Consider the following 21,656-nt stretch of genomic DNA (forward strand, 5'->3'; position numbering starts at 1 on the left):
GGATGCCACCCTGCCCTAACTGATCACGTCTGCCTTCTCGCGCCCGGTAACCGCCTGGATCCGTGCCACCGCATCGGCCAACCGGATCAGCGGCGCCAGTGCCTCCTGCGTCGGCACCTCGTGCTGGCTGGGGTCGGCGACGAAACGCTCGAGATAGACGCGCAGCGTCGCACCCTCGGTGCCGGTGCCCGACAGGCGGAAGACGACCCGCGAACCGTCGTCGAGCATGACCCGCACGCCCTGACGCTCGGAACGCGAGCCATCGACTGGATCGGTATAGGAAAAATCATCGGCGGCAGCGATGTGCAGACCACAGGATTCCGAACCCGCCAGTTGCGGCAGGCGCGCGCGCAGTTCGTCCATCAGACGATCGGCACGATCGGTCTCGATCGCCTCGTAGTCATGGCGCGAATAGACGTTGCGCCCGAAACGCTGCCAGTGTTCGCGCACGATCACGTCGGCCGAAGTCGCGCGTACCGCAAGAATGTTGAGCCAGTAGAGAACCGCCCACAGGCCATCCTTCTCGCGCACGTGGTTGGAACCGGTACCGGCGCTCTCCTCACCGCAGAGCGTCGCCTTGCCGGCATCGAGCAGGGATCCGAAGTACTTCCAGCCGGTGGGTGTCTCGTAGCAGGGAATGCCGAGCGCCTGGGCGACGCGGTCGACGGCGCAACTCGTCGGCATCGAGCGCGCGACTCCTGCCAGACCGCCGGCGTAGGCCGGCACCAAAGCGTGGTTGGCGGCGAGCACGGCGAGGCTGTCGCTCGGACTGACGACGAAGTTCGGTCCAACGATCATGTTGCGGTCGCCATCCCCATCCGATGCGGCACCGAAGGACAGGCCGGAAGCCGGGTCGGCGAGTGCCGCAACGAGGTCGGCAGCCCACACCGGGTTCGGATCGGGGTGGCCACCGGCGAAGTCCGGCAATGGGATGCCGTTGACGACGGTACCCGCCGGAGCACCCAGCCGGTCCTCGAGAATCGCGCGCGCGTAAGGACCGGTCACCGCGTGCATGGCGTCGAAACGCATGCGGAAATCGGGACGGGCGAGCAACGCCGCAATGCGATCGAAATCGAACAGCGACTCGAGGAGTTCGGCATAGACGGCCACCGGATCGATGATGCTGACCCGCATCTCACCGATCCGCGACTCGCCGATCCGGCTCAGATCGACGGCCGGCGACTCGAGCGTGCGATAGGCACTGATCTCCTGCGTCCGCCGATGGACGGCATCGGTGAATGCTTCGTTCGCCGGTCCGCCATTGCCCAGGTTGTACTTGATGCCGAAATCGCCTTCGGGGCCGCCCTCGTTGTGGCTGGCCGAGAGGATGATGCCGCCGAAGGCCTGCCACTTGCGGATCACGGCACTGGCCGCCGGCGTGGACAGGATTCCGTCACGGCCCACCAGCACGCGGCCGAAACCCGCCGCAGCGGCCATGCGCAGGATCGTCTGGATCGCCACGTCATTGTAGTAGCGGCCGTCGCCACCGAGCACCAGGGTCTGTCCCTGCTGTCCCGACAGCGTATCGAAGATGGCCTGGACGAAGTTCTCCAGATAGCGCGCCTGACTGAAGACCTTCACCTTCTTCCGCAGCCCCGACGTGCCCGGCTTCTGGCCGGTAAACGGGGTACTCGGAACACTGATCACCTGCATAGTCATTTCATGCCTCGTCACAAATTGAACGCCTGAATCAATACCGTCAAGGTCGTCGGCACACCCGCTCAGCCGATGTGCTGCCTGGTGAACGCCAGCAGTGCCTGCGTCGAGGCATCGAGTGGTGCGGCCAGCGCCGGGTTGCCGATCGCCGGCAGGATGCTGTTGGCCACCGCCTTGCCGAGCTCGACACCCCACTGATCGAAGGAGTTGAGCCCCCAGATGACACCTTGGACAAAGACCTTGTGTTCGTACAGGGCGATCAGCGCGCCCAGCGTCTGCGGCTCAAGCCGCGTCAGCAGCAGCGTCGACGACGGCTGGTTGCCCGGAAACACCTTGTGTGGCAGCAGCGCCTCGAGCGCTGCCGGGGACATCGTTCCCTCGAGTTCGCTGCGCGCCTCGGCAGCCGTCTTGCCGAAGGCGAGCGCCGCGCTCTGCGCGAAGCAGTTGGCGAGCAGCGCCTCCTGGTGTCCGGGCAGCGGATAGTCGGCGCGCACGGCAGCAATGAAATCGCAGGGGACGAGCCGTCCGCCCTGGTGCAGCAACTGGAAGAAGGCGTGCTGGCCATTGTTGCCCAGCTCGCCCCAGACGATCGGGTTCGAGGCGCAGGCCAGCGGCTGCCCATCGCTGCCGACCGCCTTGCCGTTGCTCTCCATCTCGAGCTGCTGCAGGAAGGATGGGAAGTACTTCAACGATTCGTTGTACGGCAGCACGGCATTGCTCGTGGCACCAAGGAAGTTGGTGTTCCAGATGCCGATCAGCGCCATCACCACCGGCAGATTGCGCTCGTAGGGTGCGCTGCGGAAATGCTCGTCCATCCGTTCGGCGCCTGCCAGCAGCTCGGCAAAAGCCTGCGGTCCAATGGCGATCATCAGTGCCAGGCCGACCGCCGACCACAATGAAAAACGCCCGCCGACCCAATCCCAGAGCGGGAATACGGCCTCCTCCCTGATCCCGAACTGCACTGCCCGTTCCGGCTTGGCGGTCAAAGCGGCAAAGTGGCAGGACACCGCGGCGACGTCGCCGAGCCCGGCGAGCAGCCAGTCACGCGCCGTCTGCGCATTGAGCATCGTTTCCTGGGTGGTGAAGGTCTTGCTCGCCACCAGGAACAGTGTCGTGCGCGGATCGAGCGTCTGCAACAGGGGCGCCAGCTGGGCGCTGTCGAGGTTCGAAACGTAATGCACATCGAGTCCCGGCTGTGAAAGCGAACGCAGGGCGTAGGCAAGCATCTTCGGCCCAAGGTCCGAGCCGCCAATGCCGATATTGACCACACTGCGAATCGGCAGGCCGGTGAATCCAAGCGCCTTCCCGGAACGGATGTCTTCGGCGAAGCCAGCCATCCGCTGCCGCGTCGCCAGCACGTCGGGCATCACGTCGAGAGCGGGCGTCGGGAACGGGCTCCGCGAGCGGCGCAAAGCCACGTGCAACACCGAGCGGCCTTCGCTGGCGTTGATCTGCTCGCCGCCGAACATGCGCCCGGTCCAATGCTCGAGCTGCGCCTCACGGGCCAGCCCGGCCAGCAGCGGCAGGCTGGTCGAATCGATGCGCTGCTTCGAGAAATCGTAGAGGATTCCGTCGAAGCTCAGCGAGAGGGATGCCACGCGACCCGGATCGCGCGCAAAGAGTTCCCTGAGATGCAGCGGCGAAAGAGATTGCCGATGCGCTTCAATAGCCTTCCAGGCGACTGAGTTGGTGATGTTCATGATTGATGACAGTCATTGATGAATGATCGGGCCGTCTGCAGACGACCCATGGAAAGAGGTTCTGGATGCAATCCAAAGGGATATTCCGTATCGGTTGTCAGCTTGCCAGAATGCGTCGCAGAACGCAAAAAAGAATGGCAACCGGGCCGCGCGCAGGCCATTTCCGAGTATTTTTCTTGGTTATCTTGCCCTGCTGCCGATCATGGTTGGAAATTTTTCTCGCTGCGTCGATGGCCAGAAAGCCGTGCCGAGTCAAAGCCGACTGGCAGGCAGATTCAACTGCTGTCGGCCGGTCGCGGACCGTCTCCGGAGTGCGCCCGGCAATTCTTCACGCGGGCTGCGAAAGGACGGTCTTCGACGGCGATGTGGCGCTCGAACCAGTACTCGGCATAGCGCAGAAAGGAATGGACGTCGCGCGCGCCGTTGCGCACTTCGGCGAAGGCCTTCTGCAAGGCATGCAGGTTGTCACGATGGACGGTTGCGTGCCCGGCGAAGTCAACGCCGACCGCCGTCGCGATACGCTCTTCGCTGGCAAAGTGGTATTCGAGATAATCTAGAAGGCTTGCGAAATCGTCAAAGGAAACGGGGCCGCTTCCGAAACAGGCTAACTTCAACGATTCGATACGGCGAAAGATTTCTTCGTGTTGTGCATCAATTTCGGGCAGATCGATCAGCAATGCTTCCGGCAGCAGTCCGGCAAGGTTGAGATCCACAGCGAGTCTCTCCGGGAAAACGGTCTGTTTCGCAAGTTCACACAGTATAAAAAGGGCGCTCGCAGAATTCCAGTAAAATCAGCCCGAATTCAGGCGAAGACGCCGTGCAGGAACCAGCCCGACCGGCAGCGGAAAATCCACAGCCATTCGTCACGGCGTGAGATGGCGACAAAGTAGTCGCGACAGACATCGCCGAGCGCATCCGGCTCCGCCGCATCCCACCAGCCACTCTCGATTCGCTCGGGACCGGCAAGCAGGCGGAGGGGACCGCCGCACTGCGGCCGGCCAGCCTGCTCGCGCAAAGCCTGTGGCTGCGCCAGCAGGCACAGCGGACGCGGGCCAGCAGCCGAATGGCGCAGGGCCGCGGCAAGAAACGGGCTGGGCGGCGATCTGCCTCCGGTCAGCGACGCCGCCGCAACCCGCCGCCAGGCATTTTCCGGCCGATGTTCGGCCACAGCCGACAGCGCGTGCACGCCATCGTCGCCAAGGCGTGCCTGCAGCCGCTCGAGCAGCCCTGCCATCGATTGGCCGCCGGCGCCCTCACCACGCTCGGCGAACAGGCTGCGCGAGTGACCAACAAGTGCTGTCGGCGCCTCGGCCCGCAAGCCGATGCCCTCGACCGCGGCCGGCAGGTGCAGCCGCTGCAGCCGCTCGCCGAGGATGCGACTGATCCGCTCGGGGTCACGCGTGGCACCGGCAAAACCAAGGACAAGCACGGTCGCCGGCTGCTGCCTCGCGCCGCATTCATGCCCGAACTCGAAAACGCATTCACTGATCCCGCCACCACGCGTAGCCAGCCAGCCGCACAGGGCATCGATCAGGCGACGCGCAGCCCAGCCGAGCGCCGGCGCGTGCTCGACCCGCATCGGCAATTCCAGTCGGTCGGCAAAAAACTCGGGAAAAACGAAACGTCGACGGGGATCCGGCAGCTCGCCCAGTGCACGCGCCAGATCAGCCAACAGCCCGGGGCCCAGCCGCCGCGCCAAGCCGGCGCGCGGCCAGCGCAGCAGGTCGGCCAGCGAGCGCGCCCCGAAGCTGACGAGACGAGCCTCATCCGCTGCTGCCAGGGCGAGTACCGACAGCGGCAGACGGCCGAGGCGATGCGGCAGTTCGTCGAGCGTGCGACAGCACGGGTCGCCACCGCCGATGGCCAGCCACTGTGCGGCCAATGGAGTCGGGGCCAGCGCGGCCTGCGGCAGGTGACCCTGTGCGATGCAGCCGGCGACGACGCCTGCGAACAGCTTCGCGGCACCACCGAACAGGCGCAGCGAGGCGGCCACTTCGAGCAGCAGCATCGACGGCGGCAGGCAGCAGAGCTCGGAGGTGAAACCACCGGCCCAGCAGGCGAGTCGCCTCAAGGCGGCCTGCTCACGCTCGACGGCGCGCTCCCGCACCGCCAGATCAGGCAGCAATGCACGTGCCTCGGCCAGCCGCCTGCCGGCCACGACGCCCGCCGAGACCGCCGCGCGGTCAGCGACAATGACCCGCTCGCGATCGACGATGGCGCTAGGCGACGGCAGTTCGGGGAAGACTTCGAGCGGCAGGCAGGGCAGATGCAGGGCGAGCCAGAGCATGGCGCAGGTACAGCGGGCGTTGCACGGCGATCGGCAGCGGCAGCGGCTGCGCGCTGCCACGGCGCTTGAGCAGGTGCACGACGAGGTGTTCGCCCTCCCCTTCGAGAACCAGCCGCAGCGGCGCCGGCGAAGGCTGGCCGGAACAGGTTGCCGGACGAAAGACGAAGAGCAGAGACTGACTCGCCTCGGCAGCCAGCTGCAGGCGGCGCAACGGGGCGGCCTGGACCTCCGGCAGCCAGACGACGATGGCACCGACACCATCGGCGGCCAGCGAGCGTTCGCAGGCCCAGGCGGCATCGCGACCGGGAGCACTGGCAACCAACAGGCGCGAGAGATCGACGCCCCCGGCCTGCAATGCCGGTGCATAAAGCAGATAGGGCGGGGCAATGCAGACCAGCCAGGCCAGTTCGTCACGCGAAAGACGGGCCAGCGCCGGCAACAGCAGGCTCAGTTCGCCGACGCCGTGACGCCGCGGCAGGAGTTCGGTCAGACCGCCGCGCGGCCAGCCACCACCGGGCAACTCGCGGTCGAGATCGGCGAAACCCGTCGGCACGCCAGGCAGCGCTGCCCTGGCCAGCGCATCCCCCCGCCAGACATCGGGACGCTCGAGGATCTGCGCCAGCGTGGTCGATGATGACATGATCGAATCCGGGCGGCAGCCGCGGTGCCTCTCAGATCGTCTCGCCGCTGCGGATCAAGCCGACGGCGATGCCTTCGATGACCAGGGCCCGCCGCTCGGGATCGACGATGATCGGCGCGAAATCGCTATTCTCGGCAATCAGCTCGACGATGCCGTCGCGCCGCCGGAAGCGCTTGACCGTCACCTCGTCATCGAGCCGGGCGACGACGATCTGGCCGTTGCGTGCCTCGCTGCTGCGGTGTACGGCAACCAGGTCGCCATCGAGAATGCCGGCATCGATCATCGACAGGCCGCGCACCCGCAGGAGGAAATCGGCACGCGGCGAGAACAGGCCGGCATCGAGCGTGTAACGGCGCTGCACGTTCTCCACGGCGAGTATCGGGCTACCGGCAGCGACGCTGCCGATCAATGGCAGGCCGAGTTGTTCGACCAGGCGGATGCCGCGCGCCGAGCCCGGCTCGAGGGTGATCAGCCCCTTTCTGGCAAGCGCCCGCAGATGCTCTTCGGCCGCGTTGTGCGAGGCGAAGCCAAAGGCCGTGGCGATCTCCGCCCGCGTCGGCGGCGCGCCGAAGTTCTCCAGCGTGTTGCGAATGAATTCGAGTATTTCCTGTTGCCGCGTCGTGATCCTGAGCATGATCGGCACCCTCTGTTGGCATGACTGTATTTTTGTACAGCGCCGAGAAAAAAGCAAGCGTGCCGGCAGGAGCGCGCGGGTGCTTGACCCGCCCTCCCCTTTCTTACCACAATCGCTTCCTTCACTTCCGTTCTCCGAGGCCAGCCATGATCGAGCAGCCCGTCGAAGACTTCAGCCTGCCCGCCAGCGGCGGCCGGACCTTCACCCTCTCCGCCTGCCGCGGCAACACCGTGGTCCTCTATTTCTACCCCAGGGACAGCACGCCCGGCTGTACCAGCGAGGCGCAGGACTTTCGTGACCTGCACCCGCAGTTCGTCGCCGCCGGCGCGATCATCGCCGGCGTGTCGCGCGACAGCATCGGCTCGCACGACCGGTTCACGGCGAAACAGGAGTTGCCTTTCATCCTCATCAGCGACAGCGACGAAATGCTCTGCAACCGCTTCGCGGTGATCCGGATGAAATCGATGTACGGCAAGCAGGTGCGCGGCATCGAGCGCAGCACCTTCGTCATCGATGGCAACGGCGTCCTGCGGCGCGAGTGGCGTGGCGTCCGGGTGGCCGGGCACGCGCAGGAAGTCCTCGACTTCGTCAACCACCTCTGAGCGCCCGAACAACGCTGCGATCACTCCGGAAGGTCCCCGACATGTCCCGCAGGAACTCCGACGACAGCAACGCCGCGCCCGCTGCCGCGAGGAAGCTCTTCGTCCTCGACACCAATGTGTTGATGCATGACCCGACCTGCCTGTACCGCTTCCAGGAGCATGACGTATTTCTGCCGATCATGACCCTCGAGGAACTCGACGGCCACAAGAAGGGCATGTCGGAAATCGCCCGCAATGCCCGCCAGGTGACGCGCACCCTCGACGAAATCGTCAACAGCACGGCCGCCGCGATCGATCTGGGCATCGCTCTCGACGGCCCTTCGCACCAACTGGCGAGTGGCCGGCTCTTCCTGCAGACGGAAGTGATCACCGGCGAACTACCGGCGGGACTGCCGACGGCGAAGGCCGACAACCAGATCCTGGGCGTCGTCATCCACCTCCGGAACCGCCACCCCGAACGAACGGTGATCCTCGTCTCCAAGGACATCAACATGCGCATCAAGGCGCGTGCACTGGGATTGCAGGCGCAGGACTACTTCAACGACAAGGTGCTCGAAGACACCGACCTGCTGTACACCGGCATGCGCGAGCTGCCCGCCGACTTCTGGGACGAGCACGAGCAGGACATGGTGTCGCGCAGCCGGGACGGGCGAACGCGCTATCGCATCAGCGGTCCGCTGTGCCCGCAGTTCCTGGTCAACCAGTTCCTCTACCAGGAAGGCGAACGCCCGCTGCAGGCGATCGTCCGCTCGCTCGCCGGGACGAGCGCCGAGCTCGAGACGCTGATCGACTACACGCATTCGCGGAACGGCGTCTGGGGAATCACGGCGCGCAATCGCGAGCAGAACTTCGCTCTCAATGCACTGATGAACCCGGAAGTGGATTTCGTCACCCTGCTCGGCCAGGCCGGTACCGGCAAGACCCTGCTGACGCTGGCCGCCGGCCTGACGCAGGTGCTCGACGACAAGCGCTACGGCGAAATCATCGTCACCCGCGTGACGGTACCGGTCGGCGAGGACATCGGTTTCCTGCCGGGCACCGAGGAAGAGAAGATGGGACCGTGGATGGGCGCCCTCGAGGACAATCTCGAGGTACTCAACCGGAGCGACGAGCAGGCCGGCGACTGGGGCCGGGCAGCCACCCGCGACCTGATCCGCCACCGCATCCGGATCAAGTCGCTCAACTTCATGCGCGGCCGCACCTTCCTCAACCGCTACCTGATCATCGACGAGGCACAGAACCTGACGCCGAAGCAGATGAAGACACTGATCACCCGCGCCGGCCCCGGGACCAAGGTGATCTGCCTCGGCAATGTCGCGCAGATCGACACGCCCTACCTCAGCGAAGGCAGTTCCGGCCTGAGCTACGTCGTCGACCGCTTCAAGGGCTGGGAACATGCCGGCCACGTCACCCTGCAACGCGGCGAGCGCTCCCGCCTCGCGGATTACGCGGGTGAAGTGCTATAATCGTGGCCAGATTGGGCCGTGTCTGGTGACACGGCCCAGCCGTTTGTGGCCACCGATCGCTGCCGCCGAGCGTTGCCGGCAGTACCGAGCCTGCCGGAGAACCGATTGAAACGACGCCGTTTCCTTGCCCTTTCTGCACTGATTTCACTGCTGGCGCCGGCGCCGGCGCTCGCCGCCAGGAAGAAGGAAAAGAGCAGCAAACCAGGCAGCAAACCGGCAAGCGAATCGGCCAGCCGCAGCCAGCGCGAGACGAGAGCCGACAACCGCGGGCGGTCGCGCGGCAGACAGAGCTACCGCCCGGTCGCAGAGCAACCGGCGGCACCCGCGGCGGTGGCGCCCAGTTCTCCGGCGGCGACCAACGAACAGACCTACAACGCCATTGCGCTGCCGGACGAGCCGCAGCCGCAGTGGCGGACCTACGACGTCACCTCGCTGATCACGCTCAACCACGTCAAGGGCAGGGTGCGCCTCTGGCTGCCGCTGGCGCAATACCGTGACAACCCCTGGCAACGGGCGCTCGGGCACGACTGGCGGGGCAATTTCGACAGCGCTGGCGTCTACCGCGACCCGGTTGCCGACCTGGAAGTCTTCTACGCCGACTGGAACGATGGTGCGGCGACACCGAAGCTGCAACTGGTCAGCCAGGTGGCCAAACGCGACCGCAACTTCGACATCACCCGCCGCGGCGGTGTCGCCGAGCGTGGCGAGGTATTGCGCCGCTGCCTGCAGTCGAGCAACCTGGTGCCGACCGACGGACTCGTGCGGCGTACCGCCGAGACGGCGGTGGGTCGAATCAAGGATCCCGTGGCCCAGGGCAAGGCGATCTATGACTGGGTGATCGAGAACACCACCTACGACCCGGTGCCGACCGGCATCGGCCGCGGCGACGTCGAGGCGATGCTCGACAGCGGACGGCTGAGCGGCGGCAGCGCCGACATCTCCCTGCTCTTCGTTGCCCTGTGCCGTTCGATCGGCATCCCGGCACGACCGGTCTTCGGGCTGCGCATCGACGGTTCACGACTCTTCTCCGGGCTTGGTGCGACCGGCAACCTGCGCACCGGGCAGCACTGCCGCGCCGAGTTCTACACCCCGGGTTACGGATGGATCCCGGTCGACCCCGGCGATGTGCGCAAAGCCATCCGCGACGAGAACCTGGGCTATGCCGACCCGAAGCTGGTCGTCCTGCGCAAGCTTCTGTTCGGCTTCTGGGAGAGGAACTGGCTGGCGCTCAATACCGCCCAGGATGTCCAGCTGCACGGCGCCACCGGCGCCCCCCTGCCCTTCCTGGTGCTGCCGCAGATCGAGGCGGGCGGCCAGCGCTTCGACAGCAGCGACAGCCAGCGCTGCAGCTACACGGTCACCTCCAGCCGCGTCGAGGGCTGAGGCAACGGCGCCTGCGTCCGGCGCTCAGTACGATCCCGGGCTGGCAAAACTCTCGAAACGCGTGTATTCGCCAAGGAAGGTCAGGCGCACGGTGCCGATCGGACCGTTGCGCTGTTTGCCGATGATGATCTCGGCGACGCCCTTTTCGGGCGTGTCCGGGTTATAGACCTCGTCGCGATAGATGAACATGATCACGTCCGCATCCTGCTCGATGGCTCCGGATTCGCGCAGGTCGGACATCACCGGACGCTTGTTCGGCCGCTGCTCGAGCGAGCGGTTGAGCTGTGACAGCGCCATCAGCGGCACGCCGAGTTCCTTTGCCAGCCCCTTCAACGAACGTGAAATCTCGGAGATCTCGGTCGCCCGGTTCTCGCCATGCGAGGTTGCCGACATCAACTGCAGGTAATCGATGACGATCAGCCCGAGCTGGCCGCACTGACGGTAGAGACGGCGGGCGCGCGCCCGCAGGTCGATCGGGTTGAGGGCCGGCGTCTCGTCGATGTAGATCGGCGCCTCGTGCATGCGGCCAAGGGCGAACGACAGGCGCGACCATTCATCGTCGTTCAGGCGCCCGGTCCGCACCCGGTGCGCGTCGAGGCGGCCGACCGAGCAGAGCATGCGCATCGCCAGCTGCGTGCCACCCATCTCCATCGAGAAGATCGCCACCGGCAGCCCGACCTCGAGAGCCACGTGCTCGGCAATGTTCATCGCGAACGAGGTCTTGCCCATCGACGGCCGGCCGGCGACGATCAGCAGATCGCCGCTCTGCAGACCGGACGTCTTGCCGTCGAGATCATGGTAGCCGGTGGGCACACCGGTGATGTCGGACGGGTTGTCTCGGTCGTGCAGCTCCTGGATCCGTTCGACGACCTGCGTCAGCAGCGGATTGATGTGGACGAAGCCGGTCTGATGGCGGAAGCCGCCCTCGGCAATGGCAAACACCTTCGCCTCGGCTTCGTCGAGCAGCGTCTTCGCGTCGCGGCCGAGCGGGTTGAGCGCGCTGCCGGCGATCTCGTCGCCAGCCGTCACCAGCTGGCGGAGGATCGCGCGTTCGCGGACGATCTCGGCATAGCGACGGATGTTTGCCGCCGACGGCGTGTTCGCCGCCAGTTCGCCGAGGTAGGCGAGACCACCGGTCGCCTGGCCCTCACCGGCGAGATCGAGACTCTCGGCGACCGTTACCGCGTCGGCCGGCTTGCCGCTCTCGAGGAGCTTGCGCATCTGGCGATAGATGCGCCGGTGCTCATCGCGGTAGAAATCCCCTTCACCGACCAAGTCGGCGATCCGGTCGAAGGCCGCGTTGTCGAGCAGCAGGCCACCGAGGACCGACTGCTCGGCTTCCAGCGAATGGGGTGGTACACGCAGTTCGGGCAGTACGGAGTCGGGCTGCGGGCTGCTCCCTCGCCCCGGTCTGCGCCCGGCAGGGCGCCGTTGCCCGTCATCAGGGCTGGATGCATCGGACGAACTGGCCATCGGGGATCCAAGACGAAAAACGGGCAAGGCCAAGAGTCTAGCGCGCCGGCGCACGCTCCGGGGCCCAGAAGCAGAAAAGCCTTGCCATCAGGCAAGGCTCCTCGTTGACCGCAGGCAACCCGGCCTGCCGGGCCGCTGCCCTAGATCTTCGCCTGCTCGATGACCACGGCGACGGTGATCGTCGCCAGCACGTCGCTGTGCAGCGCCACTTCCAGTTGCGTCTCGCCGATCGTCTTCAGTGGTCCACCCGGCATGCGTACGGCTGACTTCTCGATCTCGAAGCCCTGCGCACGCAGGCCGTCGGCGACGTCGAAGTTGGTCACCGAACCAAACAGGCGACCGTCGACGCCCGCCTTGCGCTCGATGCGCACGACGATACCCGCCAGCTTTTCGGCATAGGCCTGCGCGTCGGCCAGCCTCGCCGCGGCCGCCTGCTCGAGTTCGGCCCGCTTCGCCTCGAACTCCTGCAGCGCCGCCGGCGTCGCGCGCCTGGCCTTGCCGGTCGGAATCAGGAAATTGCGCGCGTAGCCGTCCCTGACCTTGAGCAGATCGCCGAGATTGCCGAGGTTGGCGACCTTCTCCATCAGAATGATTTGCATCGTCGTCTCCTCGCTTACTGGTGATTGTCGGTGTAGGGCAACAGCGCCAGGAAACGCGCGCGCTTGATCGCCACCGACAGCATCCGCTGATAACCCGCCTTGGTACCCGTCAGGCGGGCCGGCATGATCTTGGCGTTCTCCGCGATGTACTCCTTGAACAGATCGACATCCTTGTAGTCGATCTCCTCCATCTTCTCGGCAGTGAAGCGGCAGAACTTGCGCCGCTTGAAGAGGCCGCTTCCGCGCTTCTTGACGTTCTTGTCATCCTTCTTCTTGAAAAACCTTGGCATCTTGATTTCCTTCGACAAATTCGATCTGGGTCACATGCAGCCGCGGCTGCCTGCTGTGGCGACTGCGGGCAGCGAGAAAGCCGCTCAACTGCAGCCGCGCCCCGGGATTCGCTGCCTGCAGCCACTGCGCCGTCTCGCCGAGCGCGATTGCCTGCACCTCACATTCGACGCGGCGGTTGCTGCCGGCCTCGAGCTGCTCCGACTGGTGACCAATCAGGCACTCGGTGACCGGCACGCCGGCCGGGGTGAAGCGCAGCGCCTTGCGCTCGAGCAGGACGCCGCCGAGCTCGACACGGTTGCGCAGCGCCGCCGACTCAGGCCGCTGGCTGCTCGCCGGCGGCGGCCGGGTCACGGACTTCCAGCAGCGACCGGGACTTCTCGTCCTTCATCATCGGCGACGGCGCACTGACGGCGCGCTTGGCCTTGATCGTCAGATGACGAAGGATCGCATCGTTGAACTTGAAGCCGTGCTCCAGCTCGTTCAGCGTCACGCTGTCGCACTCGATGTTGAGCAGCAGATAGTGGGCCTTGTGCAGCTTCTGGATCGGATAGGCGAGCTGGCGACGACCCCAGTCCTCGAGGCGGTGGATCTGTCCGCCACGCGAGGCAATGAGCCCCTTGTAGCGCTCGACCATCGCCGGCACCTGCTCACTCTGGTCAGGATGGACGATCAGGACGATTTCGTAATGGCGCATGAACACTCCTTATGGCTGAAGCCCCCCGCCATGCGAGCGGTGGAGCAAGGTGAAAAGCCCGCGATTATAGCGCTCCCGGAACCTTCCGGGCAATCACTTCGCAAGACCCGCAAGATCTCGCGACAGCGCCACACGGCGCCAGGCGTGTCTGCAGCCAGCGACTTCGCCAGCCGTGGCCAGCGGACGTCACCACAGCCTGCGCGTATCGATCCAGTTCACACGCCCGGTGCGTCGCTTCACTTCGTTGTACATGTGGCTCGTACCGCCCGGCCCGTCGCCACCGCCGCCGTTCCACAGGCAGACGAAGCGCACCTTGTCGACACCCCAGGCCAGCGCGGTATGAAGCAGCCAGAGGTTGCAGCGTTCGAAGGCGTTGACCGCCTTTCCCCGGCCTCCCGCGGGCAGTGGCCCCAGTTCCTCCGGCATGATCCGCGGCTCCTCGGCCAAAGCCCCGATGACGGCAAAGTAGCGCTCTCGCCACTGCTCACCATTGCCCGCCGGCAGGACCGAGCGCTCGATGAACTCCGGTTCGGCGAAGGGCAGCATCACCTGCAGGCGGGCGCCGCGTGCCTGGCAGGCCTCGAGAAACAACAGGTCAGCGCCGTTGGCCGCCTGCGACAGCGCCAGATCACCGGCAGCGACGCCAAGCTGGTCGAGAACCGCGGCAATCCGTTCGGCTGCCAGCCCTTCCCGGTCGGCAGGAAAGCGCGGCGGCGCGCGACCTGCCGCATCGATCATGTGGCCACTGAACAGCAGCACCTGCCGCGGCGCAAAGGGTGGCGTACTGCGCGCGATCTCGCGCTCGACGATGCTCATGGCAGCAGCCGTCTCCACCGGGCGAAAATCGACGTCGCGCAGGAGGCTCAAGCTCTGCCGGCTCGATTCGAGGGCGAACCAGTCCTGGTTGGCCGCGGCGACCATGTGGCTGAACTCCCGGCGCACCGACTCGACCGGCGCCAGCAGCAGGCACGCCTCGGCGTAGCTGGCACGCGCCCAGTAGTCCTTGCGATCACGCTCCTGCGCCGTCAGGCTGGCCCAGCGCACGCCCCCTGCGAGATTCTCGATCAGCCGCGGATCGCTGTCGCCACCCAGATGCTGCCGCAGCAGCATCAGCGTCAAAGCGTTGACGCCAGCGTAATGGTGCGCGGGATCGGCGACGAAGGCCTGATGATAGGGATCGATGGCCTCTTCCAGCGCCGCAGTCTCCAAAGTCGCGGCCTCGCGCATCTGCGCCGGCGAGAGTCCGGGCTGACGCCAGAGCGCTGCCCAGCGCTCCTTCTCGATGCGCCCGGCCAGCGCCCAGCACTCGGCGTCGCGCGGATGATCGGCGGTCAGCCGCTGCGCCAGTTCGCGGGCCTCCTCGAAGCGGCCGAGGCGGCCCAGACAGACCGACATCCTCTCCCGGCTCAGCTTGTCGTCGGCGTCGATCGTCAACGCCTGTTCGAACTGTTCGAGGGCCAGTTCGTACTGCTTGAGCTTGAGCAGCGCCTGCCCGGCGGTGCGCCTGGCCTCGAGCTGCAGCGCCCGCACCGGCGTCTCCCCGGCGAGGACGAGGATGTCTCCCGGCCGGTTCTTCTGCCGCGACACCTCCATCCGGCTGGCCCACCGCTCATAGGCTTCGGAAAACTCGTTGCGTTCGGCAAGCAGGAGCCGACGCCACTCCGGTTGCTCGAGCTGCGGCATCAACTGGAAGACGGGACTCACCTTGCGCCGGGTCGAACTGGCCATACTGGCGCAGACCATCGCCGTCAGCGCGGCGCGATCCTGCTCGACGGTCGCCGGGTCCGGCGCCCCGTCGCGCAGAGAGTAGCGCAGCTTGCGGTCGGTGTAGATGTCGAAGGGCTGGCTTGGCCGCGGCCCCTGTACCAGCACCACCCCGCGTGCGCGCAGGGCATGCCGCACGCCGAGCTCGTACCAGACGTTGGGATTGTCCAGGGTGAGATCGGCAACGACGAGGTCGGCGATCAGCAACTCCTGGAACATGTCGGTGCGGATGTCGCCGGCACGCTGTTCCTCGTCGGCACGAAACACCTCCAGCCCCGCCGCCTCGAGGGCCGGCCGGATGTACTCGGCATAGACGCGGTTGAAGTCGATCAGTTGCCCATCGGCTGCGGGCTTGCTGCCGAAGGGCATGGCAACGAAGGCGTGTGGCGGCATCGGTTTCTCCTCGGCGCGACGGACGGTGGCACTGGCGGCGGCCGCGGCCGGGCGGCGCTAGACATCGCCTGCCGGTCGCGTGCGGCGCGGCCGGCGGGAGCGGGGCGGCACGTCGCCGGCCGCCGGCGAAGCTGCGGCGCCGGCCGCCCGTCGTCCGCTGCCTGGCCAGACGTGCTCGGCCAGTGCGTCCAGGCGCCCGGCCGCGAGCTGCCACCCCGAATCGCCAGTGCTCACCCGACGGGCAGCGCAGAATCGTGACAGCATGCCGATCTGGCTGACGATCGAGTCGAGATCGCGCGGCCTCAGCGCCAGGTTGGCCAGCGTCTCGTCATAGGCGCGGGCGACTTCCTCATGCGCCCGCTCACCGGGTTCACCGGCCTGCAGCAGCTGCTGGTCGAGCAGCCGCTCGACCAGCAGCGCCTCGGCCGCGACGAGCGCACCCCAGGCGCCGCCGTCGCCCGCGTTGCCGGCGGTGACGCCCTGCCGGCAGTGCTCGGCGAGCGCGATTGCCGCCGCACGCTGCCCGTCATCCGGCAACAGCGCCTGCAGGGCCAGGCGATTGAGTACATGGTAGGGGCGGAACGAGCGCTCACCCGGCCTGCCCTCGCCGGCTGCGTAAGAGCGCACGCTGTCCAGCAGCGCGCCGTCCATCGCCGCCACCGCAGCCGTGTCCACCGCCTGCCGCTCCCCACTCTCGTGCCACGCGGCGAGCAGGCGGGTGGCATGGAGACTGGCCAGGCGTTTGGCGGCGCCACCGCGCAAGGCGCTGCGCTCCCCACCCGCCGTCGCCGGCGCCGCCGCATCCTGTTGCCGGCCGGCAGCGGCAACGACCTGATCGAGATCGGCGAGGCGTGCCAACGCCCTCTCGATCAGGCCGGCATCGGCGCTGGCCTCGCCAAGGCGCGCTTCGATGTTCGCCAGTTGCTCGATGGCGCCGATCGGCACCTCGCTTGCGTCATCGTCGCTGCGCAAGGCATCGAGATAGCAGGTGCGCGCCTCGGCGAACTGGCCGAGGTCGGCCCACAGTGCGCCGACCGCGAACTGCACGGACGGCAGGCGCAGCCAGCCAGCCGGGCACCGCTCCTTGAGCAGGCGGCGGAGACTCGTGGCGCAGGCATCGATCTCGCGTCGCGTCTGCTGGCGGCTGGCGCGCGCCAGACTGGCCCGCCGGCTGACCAGCTCATCGAGCAGTTCCTCGACCGAAGCGTAGCCCGCCTCAGCGTTGCCACCACTCTCCAGACTCGGCTCGGCCCGCCAGCCGGGATCGCCATAGGCCTGGAAGGCACCCCAGGTGATGTCCTGCGCGTTGCTCTTCCACACCGCCTTGCGCGCTTCGTACACTGCCTCGCCGAAAGGCAGCCGCTCGACCAGCAGATGGCGGTAGAAGGCGTTGCCGAAAACCAGTGCCCCCTGATCGTCGACCGCCCAGCCGGCAACGATGACGCAGCGCACGCCACAGTCGATCAGCTCGCGCGCCACGCTGGCGGCGAGCAGGTTGCCGTCGCGCACGGTCGCCTCCGGCGCCGTGTCGGCAGCCACGGCGGTGTCGATCCTGCCGAGATGACAGCAACTCAGGAACACCAGTTCGGGAACCGTCTCCATCGCCCTGATCTCGGCCGCGCTCAGCAGCAGCCCGTCGGAGAGGACGACGCCGCTGCGCCGCCGGCCATCGGCGTGCAGCTGGTCGAAGACGCCATGCGCCGAGATGTGCAGCAGGCGGTGGTTCTCCTGGTACAGTCGCGTGAGGACGTCGCAGGCGCGCCAGTCGGCACCGATCGCCGACAACACCTGATACCCCATCGCCTGCAGCAGGGCTGCCACTTCGTTCGCCTCGCTCTCGGCGCCCGGCAAGGGCGGCGGATTGCTTGCATCCGGCCGCCGCGGGTCGGGAAAGGCGCGCGTGAAGCCTTCGACCGAGGGGTTGCCGACGACGAAGGCGCGGCGCTCGAATCCCTGCCGCACCTGCCGCCGGAACTCGGCGGTGGCAAACTGCCGGACCACCGGCGTGCGCAGCGCCAACGGCAGCTTCTCGCCGCCGCCGCCCGGCGAGTCGGCGAACATCAGCTCCCACGGCAGGTTCGCCGTGTACTCGTCGACCACGAGGACGATCCGCTCGAGCTGCCGCGCCGCGTCCTTGAAGTCGTTCGGCACCATCAGCTGGAAGAGCGCGCGCCCGAAGCTTTCCTGCCAGACGGAGCTGTGGATCTGCTGCCGCACCAGCATCTCGACGAGGCCCGGCTGACGCTGATGAACGATCGACTCGGCACGCGCCCGCTGGCCGACGTAGAGAAAGCGCAGGCGATCGCTGACCGCCGTGCGCGTCACCCGCAGCGGCCGCCCGGCTGCCTCACCGGACGCCGCGACAGCAACCGGCGGCGGAGCCGCCGCCAGCGGCTCGCGCCGATCGGCGTCGTCGGTGATCATCAGCCGCGGCCAGTACGAGTAGGCAGAACCGCTGCGGTCGAACAGGCGCCGCCGCCAACCTTCACCCTGCTGCAGTTGCGGCCGACAGACGAGGGCGACCCCGTGCCGGCCAAGCACACCGGCAAGCCGCTCGGGCACCCGGCGCAAGGCGTAGGCGGCGGTGATCGCGGTGTCCTGGTACAGTTCGACGATCTCCACCCGGCTCACCCGCATTTGACGCCGGGTTGCCTCGTGGAAACGCGCGTTGGCCTCGACGACCCCGCGCACCAGCGCCTCGACCGAAGCCGCGACCGAAACGCTGGCCGACGAGTTGTAGCCGAGCAGCAGCGTCGCCAGCGGCAGGTCGCGATCCTCGTCACCGAGGACGTCGATCGCCTGCAGCAGATAGCGCAGCACGCCCGCCCGCACGGCGGCAGTCAGGTCCTCGATGTTGAGGCTGCCATCGTAGCGCCCGAGGCCACAGACGACGGCACCGCGGAGGCTGCCGCGGCGCCTTTCCTGTGCATTCGGCAGCCGCAAGACGACGGTCGCACTGCCCCGCGGTCCGGCATAGAGGCCAAGGTTGTAGCGCTCGCCGAGATCACCGGCGAGCAATTCGCGGTCGATCAGCGCCTCGGCGCCGGAAATCGGATCGGACTCGTAGTGACCGAGCAGGATCGGCAGATCGAGGAAGCGCAGGTCCATCGCCCGCACCGCCACCTCCAGGCGGCGCTTCGAACGCGCTGCGACACGGTTGCGCGGCGCGCCGCCGAGCAGTCCGACGGCCACCGCCTCACCGCTCGCCAGCGTCGGCGGTCCGGCATCATAGACGACCGGTCGCGCCTCGCCGTCGCCACGCACCGCCGGCGGACTGCGCAGCAGGGCACCGGTGGCGCCACTGTGCAGCAACTCGGCGAGCGCCGGATGGTACTCGCTGGTCGATGGCAGGTCGCCGTGCTGCGCCGGCATGTAATAGTAGCTGCCGATGTTTTCGATCCGCCCGGAGGCCCAGGTCACCGTGCCGTCCCCCTGCGGCGTGCCGACCAGCTTCAGCCGCCCCTTCTCCTCGCGGATGCCGCACGGCGTGTTGCGCGCAACGCCAAAGACATAGACCGACTGCTGCTCGTACTCCTTCGGCAGGGTGGGCGTCGCATCGCCATCCTGCCGCCACAGCCAGCTACCCTCGTCGAGCTCGGCCTGGCTCGGGGTCGCCGAGTTGCCGTCGCCAAACCAGAAATCCTTCACCTTCGGCCGGTAGCCCTGCCAGGTCTCGGCCCGCTGCAGCTGCTGCCCGTTCAGGCCGCCGTCCGGCTGCCCCTGGAAGCAGTCGACGAAACCCGGCTTCGGCAACAGTTGCAGGGCGCCACGGAAACCGCAGACGAGCTGCAGCACTTCGCGCATGTCGTGCCGGACGTCGAGGCGCACCAGCGAGCGCAGCGTATCTCCCTTGCCGAGCAGATTCTCGACCATCGAGTAAGCACCCTGGTTCGGCGTGCCGAGCATCACCAGCCGCGCGCCCGGCCGCGCCATCAGCGCATCCATCACCGGCCGCCGCCGGTGGATGCAGGCGCGCACGACCAGACCACCCATGCTGTGGGCCAACAGGCGGATCGGCTGCCTGGTCTCCTGCAGCAGCCGATCGAGCAGCGCCGCCAGGCGTTCGCCAAGCACGTCGAGCGGCTGCCGCCAGTCATAGGCAAAGCACTCGACACGGTGGCTGGCGGCAAGGAACTTGCACAGATCGCCATAGAACATGCCGAAGAGCTCCTCCGCCTCGACTTCCGGCTGCCCCCAGGCGATCTTGTCGAGACCGCCGCTGGCGATGTCCAGCGGATCGAACCAGACACGGTCTCGGCGCTTGACTTGCAGATGCGAGCCCATCACGCCCGGCAGGACGACGACCACCGGCAGATCGGCCGCCGCTTCGCCACCACGCCGCAGCCCGGCAGCCGGCATCGCAGCATCGGCGAAAGGCCCGGGCAACGGCTGGAACGCCGCCAGTGACCCGACGTCGTCGCTCACCAGCCAGTCACGCAGCGCGGCGCGCGTGTCGAGGTTGCTGAAGTAGGCAAAGTGCGACACCGCCGCGCCACGGTCGAACAGCGCCCGCGCGCGCGCCTGTGGCGCGATTCCGGCATACATCGAATCGGTATCGACGACCAGGTCGTTGTCGAGGTTGTCGAAGAGCAGGAAGTCGGTCAGCAGCACCCCCAGGCGCTGCAGCATGCCGCCACCCTCGATGTCGCCGGCGATCACCGCCATCTCGATTCCCGGACGTACCGGCGCGTCGCGCAGCAGGCGCGCCATCGGCGACTCGGGCAGCATCGCCTCGAGACCCGGTACCAGGTGGGCGCTCGTCCGGCGGCGGGCGATCTCGAGGACGACGCGCTTGCAGGCCGAATAGAGCGGGTTGCCAAAAAAGAACGGGATCTGCCCGAGCAGCGTCAACAACCCGGAAAGGAAGACGTCGAGGTTGCCGCTGGCCAGCCGTGTGCCCTGCGCCGGGCTGGCGACGCGGACGTAGCGCTGCACGACCGGCTTCTTCTCTGCCAGCTCGCCGGCCAGGGCACGCAGGAGCTGCCGCTGTTCGCCGTGCGCGTCGCCAAGCTCGCGCTGCACGACCGATGCCGCGGCGGTGTCGGTCTCGCCGCTCGCCGGCAGGTCGGAGCGGTAGTGTTCGATCAGGCTGTCGAAGTTTTCGAGGCAGATGAGATCGCCGACCAGGCCACCGCGCGAGTGCGTCACCAGACTGAGCCGCAGCCCTGCCGGCAGCGCTGCCAGCAACTGCCGCGCATTCTCGATCGGGCTCTCCGACAGCGTACGGTGCTCGAAGGCGTAGATGCGACCGTCGAACTGCCGCTCGAGGATGCTCCACAGTTCGCGCTCGTCGAGCTGCAGGTCACCGAAGCTGCCGCGTGTGCTCGACCCCGTGCCGTGGACGAAGACGAGGACCGGCTCACCCACGGCAGCAGCCGCCTGCAGCTCCCGCTGCGCGCGCGCCCGCGCCTGCTCGTCCGACTCGGCTGCCGCGGCACCCTGCACCGCCTGCCAGCAATAGATCCCCGGCTGCCGTTCCAGTCGCTTCTCGATGGCCCACATCAAGGCCTTGGTACCGAGCCAGGAAACCCCCAGTTCGATGGCCTCGGAAGCCCTGCCCCGTGTCAGCTCGCCAAGCTTCGCCCGCGCGTCGCTGATGATCGCGTCTTCGCTGGCGCCGACCGCCAGCGCGAAGACCCGGCTGATCAGGCCGCCGACGAGATCGGCGGCGAGCCCGCGCGTCGCCGCGCCGTCAGCACGCAGCCGGTCGAACAGGATCTCGCCCTGGCCGCCGAGCAGATCGGGACGACTGCGTGCAAGCGAGCCCTGCAGCTCGCTGGCGCTGGTGATCAGGACGCCGCCGTCGGCCAGTTCGATGACCAGCACCTCGTCCGCCTGCACCTCGAACTTCTGGCTGACGGCGGCGGCGCCGCGCGCCGTCGCGCCGAGTTCGAAGCAGGCGCGCGCTTGCAGGTAGCCCGGCGGCATGAAAGGATCATCGCCGGCATCGGTGGCGCGCCGGACGTTGCGCAGCAGTGCCGGCAAGGGCGCCTCGTCCTGCGGTGTGGCGGTCAGATCGAGAATGGTGGTCGACGACATCTTGTCCTCCTTCAGGCTCGCCGCGCGAGACGGAT

General features: G+C 67.3%; 16 protein-coding genes. 3 read left to right on the plus strand and 13 right to left on the minus strand.

What is annotated here, in order from left to right; genetic code table 11:
* Positions 1-15 precede the first annotated feature (15 nt).
* The 6 genes from V5B60_RS18210 to lexA all read right to left on the minus strand — a co-directional run bounded on the left by V5B60_RS18210 (position 16) and on the right by lexA (position 6,917).
* Positions 16-1,653, minus strand: a complete 1,638-nt coding sequence (locus V5B60_RS18210) for an alpha-D-glucose phosphate-specific phosphoglucomutase (protein WP_332350624.1) — start codon at positions 1,651-1,653, stop codon at positions 16-18.
* 68 nt (positions 1,654-1,721) lie between these two features.
* The gene (pgi, locus tag V5B60_RS18215) at positions 1,722-3,356 is read right to left on the minus strand and encodes a glucose-6-phosphate isomerase (protein ID WP_332348910.1); all 1,635 of its coding nucleotides are present in this window, start codon (positions 3,354-3,356) and stop codon (positions 1,722-1,724) included.
* A gap of 275 nt (positions 3,357-3,631) precedes the next feature.
* Entirely contained in the window at positions 3,632-4,069 is a 438-nt protein-coding gene (locus tag V5B60_RS18220) for a bacteriohemerythrin (protein ID WP_332348912.1), read from the minus strand.
* Between the two features lie 89 nt (positions 4,070-4,158).
* Positions 4,159-5,643, minus strand: coding sequence for a Y-family DNA polymerase (locus tag V5B60_RS18225; RefSeq protein ID WP_332348914.1), 1,485 nt, complete (start codon positions 5,641-5,643; stop codon positions 4,159-4,161).
* Entirely contained in the window at positions 5,576-6,283 is a 708-nt protein-coding gene (gene imuA, locus V5B60_RS18230) for a translesion DNA synthesis-associated protein ImuA (protein WP_332348916.1), read from the minus strand. The genes V5B60_RS18225 and imuA overlap by 68 nt, the downstream gene beginning before the upstream one ends.
* A 31-nt stretch (positions 6,284-6,314) precedes the next feature.
* A complete protein-coding gene (gene lexA / locus V5B60_RS18235) occupies positions 6,315-6,917 on the minus strand; it encodes a transcriptional repressor LexA (RefSeq protein WP_332348919.1) in 603 nt (200 codons plus the stop codon).
* A 146-nt stretch (positions 6,918-7,063) separates the two neighbouring features.
* On the opposite strand from lexA, the gene V5B60_RS18240 reads away from it, so the two are divergent.
* From V5B60_RS18240 to V5B60_RS18250, 3 genes are all read left to right on the plus strand, one after another.
* Positions 7,064-7,519, plus strand: a complete 456-nt coding sequence (locus tag V5B60_RS18240) for a peroxiredoxin (protein ID WP_332348921.1) — start codon at positions 7,064-7,066, stop codon at positions 7,517-7,519.
* A 41-nt stretch (positions 7,520-7,560) separates the two neighbouring features.
* Entirely contained in the window at positions 7,561-8,985 is a 1,425-nt protein-coding gene (locus V5B60_RS18245; protein ID WP_332348924.1) for a PhoH family protein, read from the plus strand.
* Positions 8,986-9,090: 105 nt separating this feature from the next.
* Positions 9,091-10,368 (plus strand): transglutaminase-like domain-containing protein, encoded by a 1,278-nt coding sequence (locus tag V5B60_RS18250; RefSeq protein WP_332348926.1) that lies wholly within the window; start codon positions 9,091-9,093, stop codon positions 10,366-10,368.
* A 24-nt stretch (positions 10,369-10,392) separates the two neighbouring features.
* On the opposite strand, the gene dnaB is transcribed toward V5B60_RS18250, so the two are convergent.
* The 7 genes from dnaB to V5B60_RS18285 form a co-directional block, all read right to left on the minus strand.
* The gene (dnaB, locus tag V5B60_RS18255; protein ID WP_332348928.1) at positions 10,393-11,841 is read right to left on the minus strand and encodes a replicative DNA helicase; all 1,449 of its coding nucleotides are present in this window, start codon (positions 11,839-11,841) and stop codon (positions 10,393-10,395) included.
* A gap of 140 nt (positions 11,842-11,981) precedes the next feature.
* On the minus strand, positions 11,982-12,440 hold the full coding sequence (gene rplI, locus V5B60_RS18260) for a 50S ribosomal protein L9 (protein WP_332348930.1): 459 nt from the start codon (positions 12,438-12,440) through the stop codon (positions 11,982-11,984).
* A gap of 14 nt (positions 12,441-12,454) precedes the next feature.
* Positions 12,455-12,730, minus strand: coding sequence for a 30S ribosomal protein S18 (gene rpsR, locus V5B60_RS18265; RefSeq protein WP_034897597.1), 276 nt, complete (start codon positions 12,728-12,730; stop codon positions 12,455-12,457).
* Entirely contained in the window at positions 12,702-13,082 is a 381-nt protein-coding gene (priB, locus tag V5B60_RS18270) for a primosomal replication protein N (protein WP_332348933.1), read from the minus strand. The genes rpsR and priB overlap by 29 nt, the downstream gene beginning before the upstream one ends.
* Positions 13,045-13,425: a 30S ribosomal protein S6 gene (gene rpsF, locus V5B60_RS18275; protein ID WP_332348935.1), complete on the minus strand. Its 381-nt coding sequence runs from the start codon at positions 13,423-13,425 to the stop codon at positions 13,045-13,047. Before rpsF ends, priB begins: the two co-directional genes overlap by 38 nt.
* Positions 13,426-13,611: 186 nt before the next feature.
* Positions 13,612-15,582 (minus strand): TRAFs-binding domain-containing protein, encoded by a 1,971-nt coding sequence (locus V5B60_RS18280; protein WP_332348937.1) that lies wholly within the window; start codon positions 15,580-15,582, stop codon positions 13,612-13,614.
* A 57-nt stretch (positions 15,583-15,639) separates the two neighbouring features.
* A complete protein-coding gene (locus tag V5B60_RS18285) occupies positions 15,640-21,621 on the minus strand; it encodes a CHAT domain-containing protein (protein ID WP_332348939.1) in 5,982 nt (1,993 codons plus the stop codon).
* Positions 21,622-21,656: the final 35 nt, after the last annotated feature.

Source organism: Accumulibacter sp. (assembly GCF_036625195.1).
Taxonomy (GTDB): Bacteria; Pseudomonadota; Gammaproteobacteria; order Burkholderiales; family Rhodocyclaceae; genus Accumulibacter.

Excerpts from the sequence above, each read along its gene's own strand:
- V5B60_RS18210 (WP_332350624.1), bottom strand. The coding sequence starts at position 1,653 with ATGCAGGTGATCAGTGTTCCGAGTACCCCGTTTACCGGCCAGAAGCCG.
- pgi (WP_332348910.1), bottom strand. The coding sequence starts at position 3,356 with ATGAACATCACCAACTCAGTCGCCTGGAAGGCTATTGAAGCGCATCGG.
- V5B60_RS18225 (WP_332348914.1), bottom strand. The coding sequence starts at position 5,643 with ATGCTCTGGCTCGCCCTGCATCTGCCCTGCCTGCCGCTCGAAGTCTTC.
- imuA (WP_332348916.1), bottom strand. The coding sequence starts at position 6,283 with ATGTCATCATCGACCACGCTGGCGCAGATCCTCGAGCGTCCCGATGTC.
- lexA (WP_332348919.1), bottom strand. The coding sequence starts at position 6,917 with ATGCTCAGGATCACGACGCGGCAACAGGAAATACTCGAATTCATTCGC.
- V5B60_RS18240 (WP_332348921.1), top strand. The coding sequence starts at position 7,064 with ATGATCGAGCAGCCCGTCGAAGACTTCAGCCTGCCCGCCAGCGGCGGC.
- V5B60_RS18245 (WP_332348924.1), top strand. The coding sequence starts at position 7,561 with ATGTCCCGCAGGAACTCCGACGACAGCAACGCCGCGCCCGCTGCCGCG.
- dnaB (WP_332348928.1), bottom strand. The coding sequence starts at position 11,841 with ATGGCCAGTTCGTCCGATGCATCCAGCCCTGATGACGGGCAACGGCGC.
- rplI (WP_332348930.1), bottom strand. The coding sequence starts at position 12,440 with ATGCAAATCATTCTGATGGAGAAGGTCGCCAACCTCGGCAATCTCGGC.
- rpsR (WP_034897597.1), bottom strand. The coding sequence starts at position 12,730 with ATGCCAAGGTTTTTCAAGAAGAAGGATGACAAGAACGTCAAGAAGCGC.
- rpsF (WP_332348935.1), bottom strand. The coding sequence starts at position 13,425 with ATGCGCCATTACGAAATCGTCCTGATCGTCCATCCTGACCAGAGTGAG.
- V5B60_RS18280 (WP_332348937.1), bottom strand. The coding sequence starts at position 15,582 with ATGCCGCCACACGCCTTCGTTGCCATGCCCTTCGGCAGCAAGCCCGCA.
- V5B60_RS18285 (WP_332348939.1), bottom strand. The coding sequence starts at position 21,621 with ATGTCGTCGACCACCATTCTCGATCTGACCGCCACACCGCAGGACGAG.